Source organism: Nostoc sp. TCL240-02, assembly GCF_013343235.1.
In the GTDB taxonomy this organism is placed as follows: domain Bacteria; phylum Cyanobacteriota; class Cyanobacteriia; order Cyanobacteriales; family Nostocaceae; genus Nostoc.
On record NZ_CP040094.1, the window covers coordinates 4,976,478 to 4,995,196 of the forward strand.

Genomic DNA, 18,719 nt, shown 5'->3' on the forward strand with positions numbered 1-18,719 from the left:
ATATTGAGTTGAAAGAGCATCTGTGGCTTTGCCTAAAGCAAATCGGCTAAAATCCCGCAAGGATTTTCAGGCAGTTTTCCGGGAAGGAATTCGGCGTAATGGCTCTTATTTAACATTGAGAGCCTTAAAGCCGTTGTCTTCAAGAAAACCTTCTTTGGACACTGCCACTCAGACTACACAACCAATTGACTTAAGAACTCTTGCCAGCACGCGGATTGGAATTTCCATAAGTACAAAAGTTAGCAAAAGGGCAGTGGTTCGCAACCGAATCAAACGGCAAATTACTTCTGCTTTACATAATTTGCTGCCCAAATTATCACCAGGATGGCGGTTAGTGTTGATTGTCAAACCTACAGCAGCAGAATCTAAGTGCGTAAGCCCACAATTTCTGCAAGAATTAGAGCAGTTGTTGGCACAAGCTGAGGTGTTCGATGGGAATTCGTGAAGATGTTTATTATGAAGGTGGCCCCCATATTGGGGATTTAATTGTCAACCTATTGATTGGACTAACCATTGTCGGGATACCATTAACAGTCGGGGCAATTGTCAGAGCATTGTGGCTGCGTTTCCGCATCACCGATCGCCGAGTTACGGTGAGCGGAGGTTGGCAGGGACGCGATCGCACTGACATAATTTACTCAGAAATTGTCAAAGTCGTTACAATCCCCCGTGGCATTGGCTTGTGGGGAGATATGGTACTAACCCTAAAAAACGGCAGTCGTCTCGAATTGCGTGCAATTCCCAAATTCCGCGAAGTCTATGACTACATCAACGAAAGAATTGCTGCGAAAAATCCCGAATATAGCGCCACTGCGAACAAGTGATGAGCAGAGGGGCAGGGAGCAGGGGGCAGGGGAAGAAAAACTATTGGTTGTTATTTACCAATTCCCAATGCCCAATTCCCAATTCCCCATTTAAATGTGCGGCTATCCGTAGCGAAGGGTAGTCGCACATAATTTATGATTTAGATAAATTAGATTCAGTCAGTTTACAGTACCTCAGGTTGAATTCAGAATAATGGATTTTGGTATCGGCTTTCTCTCGAACAACGTGATGTTGCCAATCATAGATTTCTTCTATGGTATATTTCCGAGCTACGGATTGGCGATCGTTGCTTTGACATTGATAGTCCGCTTCGCGCTCTATCCCCTGAGTGCTGGCTCAATTCGCAACATGCGGAAGATGCGAATTGTACAACCTCTGATGCAGAAGCGGATGGCAGAAATTAAAGAGCGCTATAAGGATGAACCGCAAAAGCAGCAAGAGGAAATGGTCAATGTTCAAAAAGAATTTGGCAACCCCTTAGCAGGCTGTTTTCCATTACTAGTACAAATGCCGGTCTTATTAGCACTGTTTGCCACTTTGCGGGGTTCGCCTTTTGCAAGTGCAAACTACAGCGTTAACCTGCAAATTCTTCCCGCAGAACAAATCGAACAAATTCAACCCCAAGCTTTTGCTACTGCTCCCCAAAATATTTATGTTGCGGATGGGGAACACGTTAAAGTAGCTGCAATTCTGCCCAGTGGTAACAAACTAGCTGTGGGAGAACAAACTAAGATCCAATATCAGACTGTTGAGGGCAAACCCTTTCAGGTACTTTTAGCAGAACACCCAGAAAATAAGCTAGTTCCTGATTGGAAAGTCACCAAAGGAGAAGATCGGATAAAAATTGATGCTAATGGCAATGTAGAAGCCTTGCAACCTGGAGAAGTTAGCATTCAAGGAACAATTCCCGGATTAGCAGCAGAAAAAGGCTTTTTATTTATTGATGCTTTGGGCAGGGTTGGGGCACAAGATCCAGATGGCACAATCCACTGGGATATTGTTGCTATGATCGTCTTCTTTGGAATCAGCCTTTATGTCAGCCAAATGCTTTCTGGGCAAAATTCCAGTGGTGGTAATCCGCAGCAAGATACAGTTAACAAAATCACTCCAGTCATTTTTTCTGGGATGTTCTTGTTCTTCCCCTTACCAGCCGGGGTGCTGATGTATATGGTGATTGGTAATATTTTCCAAACCGCACAAACTTATATTCTTTCCCGCGAACCTCTACCAGAAGAACTACAAAAAATTGTAGAAACCCAAGAGAAAGAAGTAACAGTCACCGAACAAAAAGCATTGCCATTTGAACCGAAAAGTTCTAAGAAAAAGACCATAGGGGGATCATGAGCAATATTTCGATGCAGCGAGGTCAGCAGTGGTTAAAAACCCTGCTGGAACTCACTGGAGTGCCTGTTGAGATTCAGGGTCATTTAGAAACTGCCCAATCTCAAGATAGCGATTCCCCAGAACCAGATAATTACTGGTTGACAATCGATCAAACTAATTTAACGACAGAACAAATCCAAGTATTAATTGGTACTGATGGTTCTGTGCTAGATGCGATTCAGTATTTAGCAAATTCGGTTTTAAACCTGAACCAACCCTCAGAGGAACAAGCCTCTTATACCATTGAGTTGAATGGCTATCGGGTTAAAAGAGAAGCCGAAATTCGCGCATTAGCAGAAGCAGCAGCAGATGAAGTGCGCTTTTCTGGCAGAGAAGTGGAAATTAAATCTCTCAGTTCTGCTGAAAGGCGACAAATCCATACCTTCTTGAAGGAATTTGGAGATTTGGAAACCTTCAGTCGCGGTAAAGAACCGCATCGTCATCTGGTTGTGCGACCAGCTTCTTTGGAAGAAGTTAAGAGTCAGGAGAGACGCGATTAATCGCGTCTGTACAAGAGTTAAGAGTTAATTGAAAGCTCAATATAATTTCAAAATTTCTCTTGTTCCTAAAAGCTAAAATAAAGATGTAGTATCAGTATTATTGCTGGTAATGACCATTAATTTTCGTGAGGATGTCTCACAAATCCTATGGACGCAATTTATATTCCGCAGCTAACTAAAGCCCCGGAGCGGACAGAGGAAGTTCAGGTTAAGGAATTTCTGCCTGGTCTGGAAACGTTGACACCAGTTCGCGGTCATGTGCGCGTGCAGCATCATGGCACTTACCTGGAAGTGTCCGCTCAGGCAGAAACAATTATTACTTGTACCTGCAACCGATGCTTACAGCAATACAATCGCCGCTTAGGGCTTGATACCAAAGAAATTATCTGGTTAGACGAAACTGCAAATCAAGCAAATGACTTGCCCTTAGAGCGGGAAGTAATTATGGAAGAGTTGCTTGAAAGCTTGCCACCTGATGGTTATTTTTATCCTAATGAATGGCTGTATGAGCAGATGTGCTTGGCAGTACCCCAGCGCCAATTATGCAGTAGGAATTGTCCAGGTATTCCTGTAAGTACTACTGTTGATAGTTCTGATAGTCCTGAAACTTTAGTCGATAACCGTTGGGCTTCTCTGGCAGCACTGAAAAAGCAACTTCCAGGATAGTAAGACGCATTACAGTGCATCACTTTTCAGTTTAAGTTTTACAACTTATGTAGTAATTACTAAGCTAATCTATGACATTTCCATAGAAACCCGGCTTCTCTAAAAGACCGGGTTTCTTCGGTTTTAGTTGGCAAAATAAGTTAAATTGCCAATAATATAATTAACTAAGTCAATAAATGATACCAAATGTTTATCAAGAAGCTGCAAGTATTTAACTATAAGTCATATCTCGACTCTGGACTAATGGAATTTTCACCAGGTATTAATATAATTGTTGGGCGAAATAATGCAGGAAAAACGTCTTTACTTGAAGTACTGACACTAAATTTTGAAAATCATCCTCACAGAAGTTTAAAGACCTTACCAAATAAGTTTTCAAGTCTACAAGAAGAATCGAAAATACAAATTACTTTGCATATTGAAAAGGAAGAATTGCGAAATTTGATAAAAAATTTATCTATTATTGGAATTCCTAGAGCAGCAACTGAGAAGTGTTATTTTCTTGCTGATAAATATGAATATGATCCAGATAGGTATCATGATCAATATATGAGCGCTATCGACGAATCTGTGAAATACGCTGTTAGACAATTTAAAGATTTTTTAGAAAATTCTGATTTTATACAGACAAGTTTATTTTTACAGCCTAATATAAAAATGGATAATAATAGTTTAATAAAGTTACTTAATTTTGAATCATATAAACAAGCTTTTCAGAAAGTTTTTTACAAAATTGAATATGATGATAGCGACCAAATAGTTATTGAAAAGACTACTTCTTATTCCGATGAAAACGGCATTGTACAAGAACATTTTGTTAATTATAGTGGAAAAATTCAAGAAAGCATAGGTTATAAACTATTTGATAAATTTCAAAATCGTATTTATAGATTTCAGGCTGAACGTCTAAATATTGGGATTTGCAAATGTGAGAGCAAAGCTGATATAAACCTAAAATCAAACGTTCTAATCTTGCGGAAGTACTCTTTATATTGCAGGGTAAAATTCCAGGAATGTTTGATCAATTCAATAAATTAGTTTCAGATATTTTACCGGAAATAAAATGGATATCTGTTGTGATGAGAGATGATACAAATGTTGAAATACTAGTTTGGAATACAGATAATCTTCACAGAAATGATTTATCACTTCCTCTTTCATCCTGTGGAAGTGGAGTTAGTCAAGTACTAGCTATTTTGTATATTCTAGTTTCTTCTGAAGAACATAGAACGTTGATTATTGATGAACCACAATCTTTTTTACATCCAGGTGCAGCTAAAAAACTTATAGAAACTATTAAACAATTTCCGCAGCACCAATATTTTATTGCTACTCATTCGCCAGAAATTATCGCATCTGCGAATCCATCTACTATTATCAAGCTTCAATATCAAGATTGTGAAACAACTGCATCAGTAATAAATCCAAAAGAGATAGAGTCACAAAACGAAATTTTAGCTGAACTTGGAGTTAGGTTATCCGACGTTTTCGGTGCTGATAGTATTCTCTGGGTGGAAGGGCAAACTGAGGAGAAATGTTTTCCACTGATATTGGAGAAAGTTGCAAGAACAACATTAATGGGTATTAAAATTTTATCTGTTAATAGCACTGATGCTCTCTTGGATGGAAAACGGTCTGACCTTGTTTTTGACATTTACAAAAAACTCACAACGGGAGCAAGTCTGTTTCCGCCAGCCATTGGATTTATATTTGATAGAGAAAGTAAAACATAAACAAAGATTCAAGAATTAGAGAACAGAGGCGTGAGCTTTTTACGCCTACCTATGTATGAGAATTATTTACTTGATTCTGAAGCTATATCGGTGACAATCAATGAAGAAGCTACATGGGTAGAAATACCTATCAACATTACTCAGGTTCATGAATGTCTTGACAAAATAAAACAGAAAAAATCCTACCTGCTTCAAGGTGTAAAAAGAGAAGAAGTTTCAGATAATAATTAGTTAGCTAAGATTCACGGTGCAAAGATACTTGAAAGTATGTTTCAAGAATTATGTGACAATAAATTGGAATTTAGAAAAACTAAACACTCTTATAAGCTTACAGAATGGCTAGTTGAAAATAAACCTAATTTTTTGTCTGAACTGGCTGAAGAATTAAGAAATTCCTTAAATAAAAATCAGTAGTTATTTTTATACTAATTATCTAATGGCGATCACTCACTACAAAAGAGTGATCGCCTTTAAAAAATATCTTACATAGAGCAATCGCACTCGCAACCGCTATGAACTAGTAGATATTAGTTTTTTAGTTGTTAGAGGCGATACAAACCTGAACAATGAAAGAAGAACTAATAACCACAGCTATATATGAACTTCCGTGAAGAGTTTAAACTACTGCTACGTGCCCGCTACCCTTTGATTTATATTCCCACTTATGAAGAGGAGCGGGTAGAAGCAGCTATCCGAGAAGAAGCAAGCAACCAGGGTAATCGCGCAGTATATACTTGGGATTTTGTCGATGGCTACCAAGGAAACCCCAATGATGTGGGGTTTGGGCGACGTAACCCTTTGCAAGCTTTAGAATTTATCGAAAAATTACCAGCTTCCGCACCTGCGGTATTGATTCTCCGAGATTATCATCGCTTTTTAGATGATGTTGCGATCGCTCGCAAACTCCGCAATCTGTCCAGACTCCTCAAGTCGCAACCAAAAAATATTGTCTTATTGTCGCCACGCATCGCCATTCCTGACGACTTAACCGAAGTTTTGACAGTCGTGGAGTTTCCCTTACCCGCCGCCGCAGAAATTAAAACTGAGGTGGAACGCTTACTACAAAGTACTGGTAACTCCCTTTCTGGCAAAGTTTTAGATGACTTGGTGCTATCTTGTCAAGGACTTTCGATGGAACGGATTCGCCGGGTTTTGGCAAGAGCGATCGCTACCCACGGAGAATTGCAGCCAGAAGACGTGGATCTGGTTTTGGAAGAAAAGCGCCAAACTATCCGTCAAACCCAAATCTTGGACTTCTACCCCGCCACTGAGCAAATTTCTGATATCGGCGGACTTGATAACTTGAAAGACTGGCTGATTCGTCGGGGAGGTTCATTTACTGATAAGGCTCGACAGTACGGATTACCGCACCCCCGTGGTTTAATGTTGGTGGGTATTCAGGGAACTGGTAAATCGTTAACGGCAAAAGCGATCGCTCATCACTGGCATTTACCCTTGCTACGTCTGGATGTGGGCAGGTTATTTGGTGGTTTGGTAGGTGAATCAGAATCTCGGACTCGGCAAATGATCCAAGTAGCTGAAGCCCTCGCTCCCTGTATTTTGTGGATAGATGAAATAGATAAAGCCTTTGCTGGACTTGGTAGTAAAGGTGATGCAGGAACAGCCAGCCGTGTATTTGGTACTTTTATTACCTGGCTAGCCGAAAAAAGCTCACCCGTTTTTGTCGTCGCCACCGCCAACGACATCCAAGCCTTACCGCCAGAAATGTTGCGTAAGGGGCGATTTGATGAAATTTTCTTTGTGGGATTGCCCACTCAAGAAGAGAGAAAAGCAATTTATGATGTTCATTTATCCCGATTGCGCCCCCATAACTTGAAAAGTTATGACATCGAAAGGTTAGCTTATGAAACGCCCGATTTTTCGGGGGCAGAGATTGAGCAAACTTTAATTGAAGCGATGCATATTGGATTCAGCCAAAACCGCGACTTTGCTACCGACGATATTTTAGAAGCAGCCAGTCAGATCGTACCCTTGGCGCGAACTGCTATAGAGCAAATTCAGCAACTCCAAGAGTGGGCGGCTGCTGGGAGAGCGCGTTTAGCATCGAAACACAGTCCTTTAAGCGAACGCCTCCGGCGCACTACGTAAACGCATTTGGCAGTAGCTACAATAATTGATTAGTTAATAATTGCTGAGTCAATAGTCAACAGTTAATCATGAATTACTATTGACTATTGACTATTTACTACTGGCGATCGGGTTTTAACTATGTTGTCTGGCTTAACAAAATTTATACTTGGGATTTTCTTAGCGATCGCTGTGCTAATAGGCGGCGGCGCTGCAATTGGACTCTATTTTATGAATCGCACCGGCATACCGCCTGCCAAACCCGTTTATTCTAACGATAGTCCCTCGGTGAAAGCCAAAGCTCCAAAAGGAACTGAGCTTGGAGCAGCTAAACCTAGCCCTACACCTGGGACATCTACTAAATCTCCAACCCCCACTCCTACAGAATCGCCAAAGGCTACCCCATCAGCAAAACCATTGCCATCGGGAGCTTACCGAGGGCGTGTTAGTTGGGCTGAAGGTTTGAGTTTGCGATCGCAACCAAATCAAGAAGCTGAAAAAATTGGTGGGGTTGCTTTTAATCAAAAAATTATTATTTTGGAACAAAGCGACGATAAGGCTTGGCAAAAAATCCGTTTGGAAGGTAGCGAACAAGAAGGTTGGGTGAAAGCAGGTAATACTGAAAAAGTTGATGAACAACAGCCTGAAAAACCAGAGGATACAGAAAAAACAGAGCAATAACAATTCCATAAATTTAGTTGCTCTGAAACCAGGATGGTTTTAATTGTTTCTCCCTTCTAAGAGCAGATCCCCTCCCAGCTGCATCTTCTGGAAAATTACTTGTAAAGAATCATACAAAAATCAAATATGACACAGAGAAACTAGTATAATCTTGTATGGTCATAACTTGAAAAAAAGCAAGTGAAAACAGGGGTAGATAGCTATTTAACCAAGGTTGCCTCAGTCTCCGAGGCATCTAAAAGCATCAAGGTTGTTCCTACCGTAGCTAATTTCAAATTTTTGAATTGGAAAAAGTTATCTAGTGGTGCCGCAATGCGTCTTGTATCTGCGGCAATAATTACGGGGCTTCTGAGTGTGGCTGGGCAAGCTTTAGCACTTCAAAAAATCGGAAGTAATGGGACGGAAGTTAGCAGTAGCCAGAGGTGTTTAAAAAAGTTAGGCTACTTTAATGGCCCAGTAAGTGGCAAGTTTGCTAGTTTGACTCAAAATGCTGTAATCAGATTCCAGCAAGCTAATAGAATACCTGCTGATGGAGTTGTAGGTATTAATACACAACAAGCCTTACAACGAGCTTGTCAAAGTAGAACTACTAGTAGTGCATCAGGGTCGAGTGGTCAATATCCTGTTCTCTCTCAAGGCAAAACTGGTGCAGCCGTGACAAGGTTACAACAGCGTCTGCGACAGTTAGGCTACTTGAATGTTAATCCCAATGGGAATTTTGGCCCAAAAACTAGAGATGCTGTGATTAAATTCCAGCGAAATTATCGCATCACTGCAAACGGGATTGTGAATCGACAAACTTGGAATGCATTACTAGGTTCCTCTCCAACTCAAGCTAGATCCTCTAGATCTTCGAGTCTTTCTACTCAACAAGTGAGAGAACTACAAGTGCGTTTGCGCCAGTTAGGTTATTTTAATACAAATCCTACTGGGACAATTGGTCCAATAACTAGAAATGCTGTAAGCAAATTCCAGCAAAATTATCGCCTACCTGCTGACGGCATTGCCGATGCTCAAGTTCTAGAGGCAGTGCGTAGAGTCTCAACGGGTGGATCTATTACTCAACAACCGAGCAGAGATTATCTGACTGTAGGCGATCGCGGAGATAATGTCGCATTAGTTCAACAGCGTTTATTGCAGTTGAATTTATTTAATACCAATCCTGATGGATTTTTTAGCAATGACACCAGAGAATCTGTAATTGCATTCCAGCAATCTTCTCAACTTAATGTTACTGGAAATGTAGATTGGCAAACTTGGCAAGCATTAGGGTTGGATAGCTCAACTGGGGGCAATTATACTGAAGCTAATGGCTCTGTATTACCTGAAACTCGTTATCTAGTACCTGTTAATACTGGCTATGCTACACCTGAAAATCGCTATGTATTACCCCCTGCCAATGGCTATGCCGTACCTGGGACTAATGGCAACACATTAGTTGCTAGTAATCCTTACAGAGTAATAATACCAATTTCGAATAACGATACTTTGAGTAAGGTGCAACAATATATACCAAATGCGGTTACAGAGCAATCACATCTAGGAGATTATGTGAATGCTGGGGCATTTAGCGATCGCGCACAAGCCGAAACCCTAAGTAAAATGCTTCGCTCTTATGGTCTGGATGCACGGGTAAAATTCAATTAAATTGACAAACTCAACTGCGAACCTTCTTGAGTTTTATTCACCTCAATCCTGGCTTGGAAAGCTTCTTTGAGATGGGGCATGTGGGTGACAGTGAGGATGCAGGCAAAATCGGAGGCGATCGCATTAATCGCTGCAATCAAGCGATCGCATCCTTCAGTATCTTGTGTACCAAAACCTTCATCCACAATCAACAATTGCAACGCCGCCCCCGCCCGTTGTGCTAATAATTTTGCCAGGGCTAAACGGATGGCAAAGTTAATTCTAAAGGCTTCTCCACCAGAGTAAGTTTCATAAGATCGCGTTCCTCTAGAATCGGCGATTAAAATATCTAGGGTGTCTATCAGCTTGGCATTTTTCTTGGTTGATTTAGCACTACGCCCAGCTTTTTGAGTAATAAATTGTACATGAAACTGATTACCACTCAACCGCGAAAGTAGTTGATTTGTTTCAGCTTCCAGTTGCGGTAACACATTCTCAATCATCAGTGCTTGGATACCATTTTTACCAAAAGCTTGCGCTAATTCCTGATAAACACGATACTCCTGCTTACAAGATTGTAATTGCTGCTGCTGTTGTTCATACTGAATTTGCAGCGTTTCTAATTGATGCGCCAGCTGTTCTAAACGCCCTAACTTGGCTATTTGCTCATCAAGTTGTCGTCTGCGTATTGCTAACTGTTGCTCTAAAGCTTGAATTTGGGCAGATGGGTTAGCTGTTGCTTGTAGTTGCTGGATAATGCTTTCGATCTGTCCGCCAAGTTTTTGCCGTTCCGTTACTCTAGCGCTTCTAGATTCCTCTAACTCTTGCAATCTCGTCTGGAGTTGGGGATACTGCTGCTGGGCTGACAGCAGTTGTTGATACCGCAAATGCCAGGATTGAGCTTGGCGAACAGCCAGACGTAAATTATTGTGCTGCTCGGAACTGTAGCCAATTTCAGTAATGTGACGCTCAAGAGCCGCAATTTGTTTAGCACATTCAGAATCAGTCTGATCCTGCTGGATTCTGACTTGTAATTGAGCGATTTGGGATTGTAATTCTGGTTTTCGGGCTAATAATTGCGCTTGTCGCTTAGTCGCATCTTTAATCTGCTGGAGTTTAATTTCTGCCCATCGCCACCGCTCAACTTCGCTGCGGGCGAGGGCATGGTCTTGTTCATTATAATTAGCTTGTTGCAGATATTGGTCTAGCTGCCGGAGTTCGGCTTGTTTATCAGGAGCGTAATCACCAGCTTGGAGCGATCGCTCTAAATGTTGTTTTTCCGCAGCAATTTGTTGTAACTGTTGTTGGACATCAGTTGTCGCTTCTAACTGTGCCGCTAACTGTCCTCGCTGTTCGCGTAAACCGTCGTAACTCGCCAACTGTTGAGAAATTTCCCGATATTCCTGCCTGAGTACCTGAATCTCTCGGTCAGACACAGCCATTTGTTCTCGCACTACCCAAAACTGCCCTTGGGTATCCTCTAACTCAGCCTGGGTTTTTTCTACCACCCGACTCCAGTGATGTTCGTCTAAAGGGCGTTCGCACAATGGACAAAGTGCTTCAGGATTTTGGAGCATTTGCAATTTTTGCTCTAATTCGCCCATGAGTTTTTCATAGTCACGTTGATGAGCTTGCAGACGTTCGATAAAGTGTCGCCTTTCATGCCCTTTTTCCTGGACTCGTTGCAGATAAACTCGCTTTTTCTCCAATTCCTCAATCTGGATGGCTACATCCATCACCGCTTGTTGCAGTTGCGGTTGGCGGCGGTGCTGGCGTTGCAATTGGTTCTCAGTACTTTGGAGTTGTTCAAGTCGCGCTACTAAGCCAGCATGAGTGCGATCGAGTTGGCTTTGTAAAGTTGCTCGTTGTTGCAACAATGGAGTCACTTGCATTTGCAGTTGATCTAAACGTGCAACATGGTGACGGGCTGCGGTTAGCTGTGACAAAGCAGCTTCTACTTCACCCGATTTAGTCAGAGTTTGCTGAATATCTCGCTCTTGTTGCTGCAAAGCTTCTAGCTGCGCTTGGGCTTGTTGCAGTTGGCGTTCGATTTCGTGAATTTGTTTGGTAAGCTGTTGTTGCTTTTGTTGGCGAGTCTGCCCAGCGCGGGTGTATTCTTCAAATTTGGCAGCAAAGGCTTCTTCTTGAGATTGGAGACTTTGATATTGAGCGTATCCAGCTTTAATTTCAGCTTCTTGGTGTAATATTTTTTCTAAATCTGATAACTGAGAGCCAATAGCTGATTGTTCTTGTTGGAGGCGATCGCAATCTTGGGTAAGATTTTGGTATTGCTGCTTTACAAAGCTGAGTTGTTGCTCCCAATTTTGGCGCTGGTGCTGGACAACTTGCAAACTTTGTAATTGAATATTATCAAAAGCTTGCACCTGTTGCAATTGATTGAGTTCGGCTTCTAACTCGACTCTTTGCGCTTGGGTAATCTCACGTTGTTGCAACTGAGTTTTTATCGAATCTAAAGAACGCTCTAACTCTACTGCCCTTGCTTTAAACTGACGAGAAGATTCCTTTGCCCGTTCTTCCAAATCATCGTACTGATTGAGTTTCAACAACTCCGCTAAAATTTCTTTACGTTCCGTCGGGCGCTTGAGCATGAATTCATCGGCACGACCTTGACGTAAGTAAGCAGAATTAATAAATGTATCGTAATCGAGCTTAATGTGTTCTAAAATCAAATCTTGTGTTGCTCTTACCCCTTTGCCAGTAAGTGAGCGAAACCCAGATGGGATTTCTATTTGAAATTCAAGAACACTAGTACCGCCTCTAATTCGGGTACGAATCACCCGATATTTTTGCTGGTTACTTTGGAAAGTAAAATCAACCCGAACTTCTTTCGCACCAGAATAGATGACATCATCTTCAGCAGTGGCACGGCTTTCACCCCAAATTGCCCAAGTGATTGCTTCCAGAAGCGAAGATTTACCCGCACCATTGGAACCTGAAATACAAGCCGTATGCAAGCCACGAAAATCTAAAGTTGCATCACGGTAACTAAGAAAGTTTTTGAGGATAAGTTGTACTGGGATCATTCACGCTATAGCGCCACATCTACTTTTAATAAATAACAGTACAGATGCACTGTTTGTTAGTTTAGCTATCTAAATATCAGGTTTCTAGTCTTGAAGACATCAATTTTACAAAATTTAACAATAAAATCAGCAAATTTTTCTTGTTGTATGAAAAACTTTTGTTGTCTTTGGAGAAAAATAAAATTTATGTGGAGGTTTGTTGTTATTTCTGCCTCTTATCTGAGAGAAAAACATTCATAGAAGAGTTGTTACAACAATTAAGATAATTGGGCTAAATTTCGGGTCAAAGTAAAAGAATCAAGGTGATAGGGGAAAAAGCGTTAATATACTCAGTAAAAATATATGTACATTTCTGAGATAGATATCATAAACCAATGGATATAGCTCTACTCGTTAAATTTCTCGCTCCCTGTCTGCCATTTCTGTTGAATGTGGGTAATAAAGCCGTAGAAGGGGCATCTCAGAAAGTAGGTGAAGATGTTTGGAATAAAGCCAAAGCTATTTGGGCTAAGTTACATCCCAAAGTAGAGGCTAAGGAAGCAGCGAAAGAAGCAGCAACGGATGTGGCGCAAAAGCCAGAAGATGAAGATTTACAAGCAAGTTTGCGAGTGCAACTCAAGAAGATTTTAGAAGCAGATACAGCACTTACAGAGGAAATAGCTAAAATTTTGCAAGCATCGAGTGACCAACCCGGAGACAATATTCAAGTCAGTGCTAATGCTTACGACCAAAGTACAGTAAAGCAAGTCGGGAAGATTGACGCAAACGAAGTAAGTTTTTAATTGAGTAGGGTGGATAGAGTACTGTCCACCTTAAAAATCTTGATGTTTCGAGTTCTGAACACGAATGACCGATTTCCGAACACGGATGACCGAGTTCCGAACACGAATAACCGAGTTCCGAACACGAACGGCCGAGTTCTGAACACGAATGACCGAGTTCTGAACACGAATGACCGAGTTCCGAACACGAATGACCGAGTTCACAGCCACAATATCAAGCAAAATTTTTACCTACTGTAAGCAATGGCAGAGGAACCCAGCCCCAGTAACTCGAACAACATTGAAATGAATGTCACTGCTTCTGGTGACAGCAAGGTGACTCAAGTAGGACAGATAAATGCCACCGAAGTCAAGATTATTGTTGAGCGAATAGAACCAATACTAGAGCGATTTCAACAAATCTCTCCACCAGAATCGCCGGGGGTTCTCAAAGCAGGGAATCCCCGTAAAAGTTTGGCTTACTGGCAAGGAAGAACAGCAGAAATTGCCCAAATACAGCAATGGTTAACTGATAAAAATACCTTCCTAATTGGCATAGAAGGCATCGGTGGCACGGGTAAATCAATGCTGGCTACGAAAATTTATGATGAAATTGGCGGTTTTCCCAAGCGATTTTGGGCTAATGTCAGTAATGGGGCAGGTTTTAGCGATTTAGCCCGCCAAGTCCTCAGTGAATTTGGCTTTCCGGTTCCAGAACAAGAAGCGCAGTTAGTAGAAGCGCTAGTTAGGTGTTTACGTTCTGGGCAATTTTTACTGATTATTGACAACCTGGAGAGTTTATTACAACCTGATAGACAGTGGGGAAGTCTATTTTACGGCAACTTTTTCCAAGCATGGGTGGAACATGGCGGTAATAGTAAGGTGCTAGTCACTACCAGGGAAAGACCAGAATTAAAAGGCTTTGAGTGGCTACTCCTGAAAGGTTTACAAGTAGATGAAGGGGTAGCACTGTTAACTGCATTAGGCATTCGGGGAGATTTAACGCAGTTTGTGGAATTAGTAGATGGGCATCCCCTACTGTTGAGATTGGTAGCAGACTTATTAAAGGCAGAATATTCACAAGACCCGGATTTAAGCAGATTAGCAGATTTAGGCTTAGGGAATTTGCGGCAATTCTTGACAGATTCCCAAGTGGTAGGTATCCATCGCCGGGAAAATGTGGGGATGGTGTTGGTGTTGGATGCCAGTTTTAATCGGTTGAATGAGTTACAAAAGGCGTTATTGCTGAATATTAGTGTTTATCGTGGTGCGGTTGACAGTGCAGCAGCAGTGGCTATGTTGCCGGGAAGTTCCGCAGCCGAGATTGAGGGAGAATTGAGAAATCTGGTTAAGCGTTCTTTGTTGGTAGAAAAGCTTGATGGGAAGCGGCGATTTGATTTTCAGCCCGTGATTTTGGAGTATGTGCGGTATCAGGCTGGCGATCAGAGTGAGGCGCATCAAAAAGCCATAGATTATTATCGCTCAATTGCTAAACAACCGCCTTGGAAAACAAAAGATGATGTTAAAGAATACTTGGAAATCTTTGATCACTTTTTTCAGTTGCAGGATTATAACTCTGCCTTTGATAGTATTTGGATTTGCAATGATTTTTTAACCTTGCGGGGTTATTATGCAGACCAAGTAGAATTATATGGGCAATTGGTAAGTAAATGGGAAGAAATTGGCGCTAGAGAAAACTGGAATTATCAGGCTGCTCTCACTTCATTAGGCAATGCTTACAACTCCCTGGGACAGTACCAACGGGCGATTGAGTTCCACCAGCAGTCTTTGGAAAATCTAGGGAGATAGGCGATCGCAATGGGGAAAGTAATTCCTTGGGCAATTTGGGCATTGCTTACCGTTCCCTGGGACAGTACCAACGGGCGATTGAGTTCCACCAGCAGTCTTTGGAAATATCTAGAGAGATAGGCGATCGCAATGGCGAAGGTAAATCCTTAAATAATTTGGGCAACGCTTACGACTCCCTGGGACAATACCAACGGGCGATTGAGTTCCACCAGCAGTCTTTGGAAATATCTAGAGAGATAGGCGATCGCAATGGCGAAGGTAAATCCTTGGGCAATTTGGGCAATGCTTACGACTCCCTGGGACAGTATCAACGGGCGATTGAGTTCTACCAGCAGTCTTTGGAAATATCTAGAAAGATAGGCGATCGCAATGGCGAAGGTAAATCCTTAAATAATTTGGGCAATGCTTACTACTCCCTGGGACAGTACCAACGGGCGATTGAGTTCCACCAGCAGTCTTTGGAGATGTCTAAGGAGATAGGCGATCGTAACGGCGAAGGCAAATCCTTGGGCAATTTGGGCAATGCTTACAATTCCTTAGGGCAGTACCAACGGGCGATTGATTTCCATCAGCAGTCTTTGGAAATAGCTAGGGAGATAGGCAATCACAATGGCGAACGTTCTTCCTTAAACAATTTAGGTCTTGCTTACAAATCCCTGGGACAGTACCAACAGGCGATTGGGTTCTACCAGCAGTCTTTGGAGATGTCTAAGGAGATAGGCGATCGTAACGGCGAAGGTGCTTCCTTAAACAATTTGGGCAATGCTTACGATTCCTTAGGGCAGTACCAACGGGCGATTGATTTCCACCAGCAGTCTTTGGAAATCAAAAGGGAAATAGGTGATCGCAATGGCGAAGGTAATTCTTTAATTAATTTAAGTACTGCTTACGGCTCCCTAGGACAGTACCAACACACGATTGAGTTCTTAGAACAGTCTTTGGAAATAGCCAGGGAGATAGGCGATCATAACGGCGAAGGTAAATCCTTGGGCAATTTAGGCAATGCTTACAGTTTGCTATCACAGTACCAACGGGCGATTGAGTTCCATCAACAGTCTTTGGAAATAGCTAGAGAGATAGGCGATCGCAATTCTGAAGGCTTATCTTTAATGAATTTGAGTATTGCTTACTTATACCAGGGACAGTACCAACGGGCGATTGAGTTCTGCCAGCAGTCTTTGGAGATATCCAGGGAAATCGGCGATCGCAATACTCAAGGCAAATCCTTAGCTAATTTGGGTCTTGCTTACTTATCTCTGGGGCAGTACCAACATGCGATTGAGTTCTGCCAGCAGTCTTTGGAGATATCCAGGGAAATCGGCGATCGCAATTCTGAAGGCAAATCCTTAATGAATTTGGGTCTTGCTTACTTGTATCAGGGGCAGTACCAACAGGCGATAGATTTCTTCCAGCAGTCTTTGAATATAGCTAGGGAAATAGGCGATCGCAATTCTGAAGGCAAATCCTTAATGAATTTGGGCAATGCTTACTTATATCAGGGGCAGTACCAACAGGCGATAGATTTCCACCAGCAGTCTTTGGATATAGCTAGGGAAATCGGCGATATTCGAGGGGAAGCGATCGTATGGTCTAACTTAGGTTTGGCTTTAGAAAACGTTAACCGAGAATCAGACGCGCTGGGTGCTTATCGCAATGCCCGTGAATTATTTCAGACGATGGGACTTGATACTAATGTGCAAGATTGCAATAACGCAATTGAGCGTCTTTCGCAACCTAAAGTGCCAGTAGTTTCTCGCCGTGAGTTTTGGGCGTGGTTGCGTCGGTTGTGGCGTTGGGTTTGCTCTTGGTTTCGGCAGTAATATTGATTTACTATCTTATAAAAACATAACAATTCGCTATTTTTCAAAAGTATGCTGCAAAAAATACTGGACAATCTATTAACTATTGGATTGCTTGTACAACCTATTGATGCTCATTCCCAAGGTTTAACCTATAATTACAGCAATGCAAGTTTATCCCAGCAATTGTTGCTAATTAGTCAATCTCGACCAGGAGATAGTTGTGAAGCCAACGACAACTTAAGTTTGTTTGCTGATACTTTTATTAGTGTTTGCCGAAAAGCATCGATTAGGCGGGAGTTTCCCAGTGAGTTTCTTAACTCTTCTTTAGAAGACTCAAGAAAAAAAATCTGCTATTGGGAAAAAAGCTTGGAAGTTATTGAATGATAGTAGATTCAAAAAATAGCTGTGGAGAATATGGGATGAAAACTGGAAGTGCAGATAAAGTAGAATCATTCTACATTGCTATAATTCTCTACAAATCATCTTCAGATCAAGCTGATTATCAAACTTTGTACCAAGAAAGCTTTGTTTTGATTAAAGCTGCTTCTTTAGAAGAAGCAAAAGAAAAAGCCTTGAATCATAGTAAAAATGAAAGCATCAGCTATACAAATGAGAATGAAGAAACGATTACTTGGTCTTTACAGCAAGTAGTAGACGTGAATTCAGTTTTATATGATGATTTTGATTCATCTAAGGATATTGTTGATTTATATACTCGACATTTTCGGAATTATGAGGCTTATCAGTCATTCGAGCCATTATTGTCTAAAGAGCAACTTTAGGATTTACGCATTCTCTCATCGTCAGCGATCGCTAATCTAACTTCTCTATGCATATAGGCAAACTATCATCTAGAAAAATCTGGAAGACCGCTCTTATGGGTTCCTATCAATGATAATTTTAAGCATTGGGAACCCCTAAAAATCAGAGTTTATGAACGTAGCCGACGATAAAACGATTGTTCGTGAGTATTTCAATTCCACAGGCTTTGACCGTTGGAAGCGAATCTATGGCGATGGCGAAGTCAACAAAGTCCAACTAGACATCCGCAATGGACACCAGCAAACTGTGGATACAGTTCTCGGCTGGCTGAAGGCTGATAACAATTTACCCGAGCTATCAATCTGCGATGCTGGGTGTGGTGTCGGTAGTCTCAGCATTCCTCTGGCGGTAGATGGTGCCAAAGTCTATGCCACCGATATCTCTGAAAAAATGGTGGAAGAAGGAAAGGATAGAGCAAAGCTTACCTTGGGAAATGATGAAAATCCCACTTTTGCCGTGCAGGACTTGGAATCTTTGAGCGGTAGTTACCATACCGTTATTTGCTTGGATGTTCTCATCCACTATCCCCAAGAAAAAGCCGATGAGATGATTTCTCATCTCTGTTCTTTAGCACAATCACGGATAATTCTCAGTTTTGCGCCAAAGACCTGTGCCCTGACTATACTCAAGAAAATTGGCAGTTTCTTTCCCGGGCCAAGTAAAGCAACTCGTGCATATTTGCATCGTGAGGCTGATGTGGTAAGAATCTTGGAAAGTAATGGCTTTTCATTGCAACGAAAGGCGATAACGAAGACTCGCTTCTATTTTTCTCGCTTACTGGAAGCTACACGCAAGTAGGATGAATATTATTAGTCTGTCAAATTTAATTTGATCGGTTCGTAGTTTGCACTTTAGCAAAGACAGCGCAAACTACGAACAAGCTGTACCTCTTGGTTGTTTCTTGACAGGCTACCACTAGCAAGGTAGACAAAAATTTTGTTACAAAAGCTAAAAACCATCGCTGGGAGTAGATTGATAT

At 41.7% G+C, this 18,719-nt stretch carries 16 protein-coding genes and 1 pseudogene; 16 read left to right on the forward strand and 1 reads right to left on the reverse strand.

Annotated elements, in window-relative coordinates; genetic code table 11:
* Positions 1-22 precede the first annotated feature (22 nt).
* The 11 genes from rnpA (at position 23) to FBB35_RS21145 (ending at position 9,523) form a co-directional block, all read left to right on the forward strand.
* On the forward strand, positions 23-445 hold the full coding sequence (gene rnpA, locus FBB35_RS21105; RefSeq protein ID WP_174711259.1) for a ribonuclease P protein component: 423 nt from the start codon (positions 23-25) through the stop codon (positions 443-445).
* A complete protein-coding gene (locus FBB35_RS21110) occupies positions 432-824 on the forward strand; it encodes a PH domain-containing protein (protein ID WP_174711260.1) in 393 nt (130 codons plus the stop codon). Before rnpA ends, FBB35_RS21110 begins: the two co-directional genes overlap by 14 nt.
* A 193-nt stretch (positions 825-1,017) precedes the next feature.
* Positions 1,018-2,169, forward strand: coding sequence for a membrane protein insertase YidC (gene yidC, locus FBB35_RS21115; RefSeq protein WP_174711261.1), 1,152 nt, complete (start codon positions 1,018-1,020; stop codon positions 2,167-2,169).
* On the forward strand, positions 2,166-2,708 hold the full coding sequence (locus tag FBB35_RS21120) for a R3H domain-containing nucleic acid-binding protein (protein ID WP_174711262.1): 543 nt from the start codon (positions 2,166-2,168) through the stop codon (positions 2,706-2,708). The genes yidC and FBB35_RS21120 overlap by 4 nt, the downstream gene beginning before the upstream one ends.
* Positions 2,709-2,855: 147 nt before the next feature.
* Positions 2,856-3,374 carry a DUF177 domain-containing protein gene (locus FBB35_RS21125; RefSeq protein WP_174711263.1) on the forward strand — a complete coding sequence of 173 codons (519 nt, stop codon included), beginning with the start codon at positions 2,856-2,858 and terminating at the stop codon, positions 3,372-3,374.
* 243 nt (positions 3,375-3,617) lie between these two features.
* Positions 3,618-4,412, forward strand: a complete 795-nt coding sequence (locus tag FBB35_RS34915) for an AAA family ATPase (protein WP_254625642.1) — start codon at positions 3,618-3,620, stop codon at positions 4,410-4,412.
* Positions 4,388-5,107, forward strand: coding sequence for an ATP-dependent endonuclease (locus FBB35_RS34920; protein WP_254625643.1), 720 nt, complete (start codon positions 4,388-4,390; stop codon positions 5,105-5,107). Before FBB35_RS34915 ends, FBB35_RS34920 begins: the two co-directional genes overlap by 25 nt.
* A gap of 30 nt (positions 5,108-5,137) precedes the next feature.
* A complete protein-coding gene (locus FBB35_RS34925; protein WP_254625644.1) occupies positions 5,138-5,338 on the forward strand; it encodes a hypothetical protein in 201 nt (66 codons plus the stop codon).
* A gap of 366 nt (positions 5,339-5,704) precedes the next feature.
* The gene (locus FBB35_RS21135) at positions 5,705-7,216 is read left to right on the forward strand and encodes an AAA family ATPase (protein ID WP_174711264.1); all 1,512 of its coding nucleotides are present in this window, start codon (positions 5,705-5,707) and stop codon (positions 7,214-7,216) included.
* 120 nt (positions 7,217-7,336) lie between these two features.
* Entirely contained in the window at positions 7,337-7,876 is a 540-nt protein-coding gene (locus tag FBB35_RS21140) for an SH3 domain-containing protein (RefSeq protein WP_174711265.1), read from the forward strand.
* Positions 7,877-8,056: 180 nt separating this feature from the next.
* Positions 8,057-9,523 carry a peptidoglycan-binding protein gene (locus FBB35_RS21145; protein WP_368041786.1) on the forward strand — a complete coding sequence of 489 codons (1,467 nt, stop codon included), beginning with the start codon at positions 8,057-8,059 and terminating at the stop codon, positions 9,521-9,523.
* Here the strand turns inward: FBB35_RS21145 and sbcC are convergent.
* Positions 9,520-12,546, reverse strand: a complete 3,027-nt coding sequence (gene sbcC / locus FBB35_RS21150) for an exonuclease subunit SbcC (RefSeq protein WP_174711266.1) — start codon at positions 12,544-12,546, stop codon at positions 9,520-9,522. The genes FBB35_RS21145 and sbcC overlap by 4 nt on opposite strands.
* A gap of 374 nt (positions 12,547-12,920) precedes the next feature.
* On the opposite strand from sbcC, the gene FBB35_RS21155 reads away from it, so the two are divergent.
* The 5 genes and pseudogenes from FBB35_RS21155 (at position 12,921) to bchM (ending at position 18,538) form a co-directional block, all read left to right on the forward strand.
* Positions 12,921-13,328 carry a hypothetical protein gene (locus FBB35_RS21155; protein ID WP_174711267.1) on the forward strand — a complete coding sequence of 136 codons (408 nt, stop codon included), beginning with the start codon at positions 12,921-12,923 and terminating at the stop codon, positions 13,326-13,328.
* A 243-nt stretch (positions 13,329-13,571) separates the two neighbouring features.
* Positions 13,572-16,936 (forward strand): annotated as a pseudogene (locus FBB35_RS21160) (tetratricopeptide repeat protein).
* 51 nt (positions 16,937-16,987) lie between these two features.
* Positions 16,988-17,302 carry a hypothetical protein gene (locus FBB35_RS21165; RefSeq protein ID WP_174711268.1) on the forward strand — a complete coding sequence of 105 codons (315 nt, stop codon included), beginning with the start codon at positions 16,988-16,990 and terminating at the stop codon, positions 17,300-17,302.
* A complete protein-coding gene (locus FBB35_RS21170) occupies positions 17,299-17,700 on the forward strand; it encodes a DUF4288 domain-containing protein (protein ID WP_254625645.1) in 402 nt (133 codons plus the stop codon). Before FBB35_RS21165 ends, FBB35_RS21170 begins: the two co-directional genes overlap by 4 nt.
* A gap of 151 nt (positions 17,701-17,851) precedes the next feature.
* Positions 17,852-18,538: a magnesium protoporphyrin IX methyltransferase gene (gene bchM / locus FBB35_RS21175; protein ID WP_174711269.1), complete on the forward strand. Its 687-nt coding sequence runs from the start codon at positions 17,852-17,854 to the stop codon at positions 18,536-18,538.
* Positions 18,539-18,719 lie beyond the last annotated feature (181 nt).

Coding starts and splice junctions, on each gene's coding strand:
- FBB35_RS21120 (WP_174711262.1), top strand. CDS start 2,166: ATGAGCAATATTTCGATGCAGCGAGGTCAGCAGTGGTTAAAAACCCTG.
- FBB35_RS21135 (WP_174711264.1), top strand. CDS start 5,705: ATGAACTTCCGTGAAGAGTTTAAACTACTGCTACGTGCCCGCTACCCT.
- FBB35_RS21165 (WP_174711268.1), top strand. CDS start 16,988: ATGCTGCAAAAAATACTGGACAATCTATTAACTATTGGATTGCTTGTA.
- FBB35_RS21170 (WP_254625645.1), top strand. CDS start 17,299: ATGATAGTAGATTCAAAAAATAGCTGTGGAGAATATGGGATGAAAACT.
- yidC (WP_174711261.1), top strand. CDS start 1,018: ATGGATTTTGGTATCGGCTTTCTCTCGAACAACGTGATGTTGCCAATC.
- FBB35_RS21140 (WP_174711265.1), top strand. CDS start 7,337: ATGTTGTCTGGCTTAACAAAATTTATACTTGGGATTTTCTTAGCGATC.
- bchM (WP_174711269.1), top strand. CDS start 17,852: ATGAACGTAGCCGACGATAAAACGATTGTTCGTGAGTATTTCAATTCC.
- FBB35_RS21125 (WP_174711263.1), top strand. CDS start 2,856: ATGGACGCAATTTATATTCCGCAGCTAACTAAAGCCCCGGAGCGGACA.
- FBB35_RS34915 (WP_254625642.1), top strand. CDS start 3,618: ATGGAATTTTCACCAGGTATTAATATAATTGTTGGGCGAAATAATGCA.
- FBB35_RS21155 (WP_174711267.1), top strand. CDS start 12,921: ATGGATATAGCTCTACTCGTTAAATTTCTCGCTCCCTGTCTGCCATTT.
- FBB35_RS21110 (WP_174711260.1), top strand. CDS start 432: ATGGGAATTCGTGAAGATGTTTATTATGAAGGTGGCCCCCATATTGGG.
- FBB35_RS34920 (WP_254625643.1), top strand. CDS start 4,388: ATGTTTGATCAATTCAATAAATTAGTTTCAGATATTTTACCGGAAATA.
- sbcC (WP_174711266.1), bottom strand. CDS start 12,546: ATGATCCCAGTACAACTTATCCTCAAAAACTTTCTTAGTTACCGTGAT.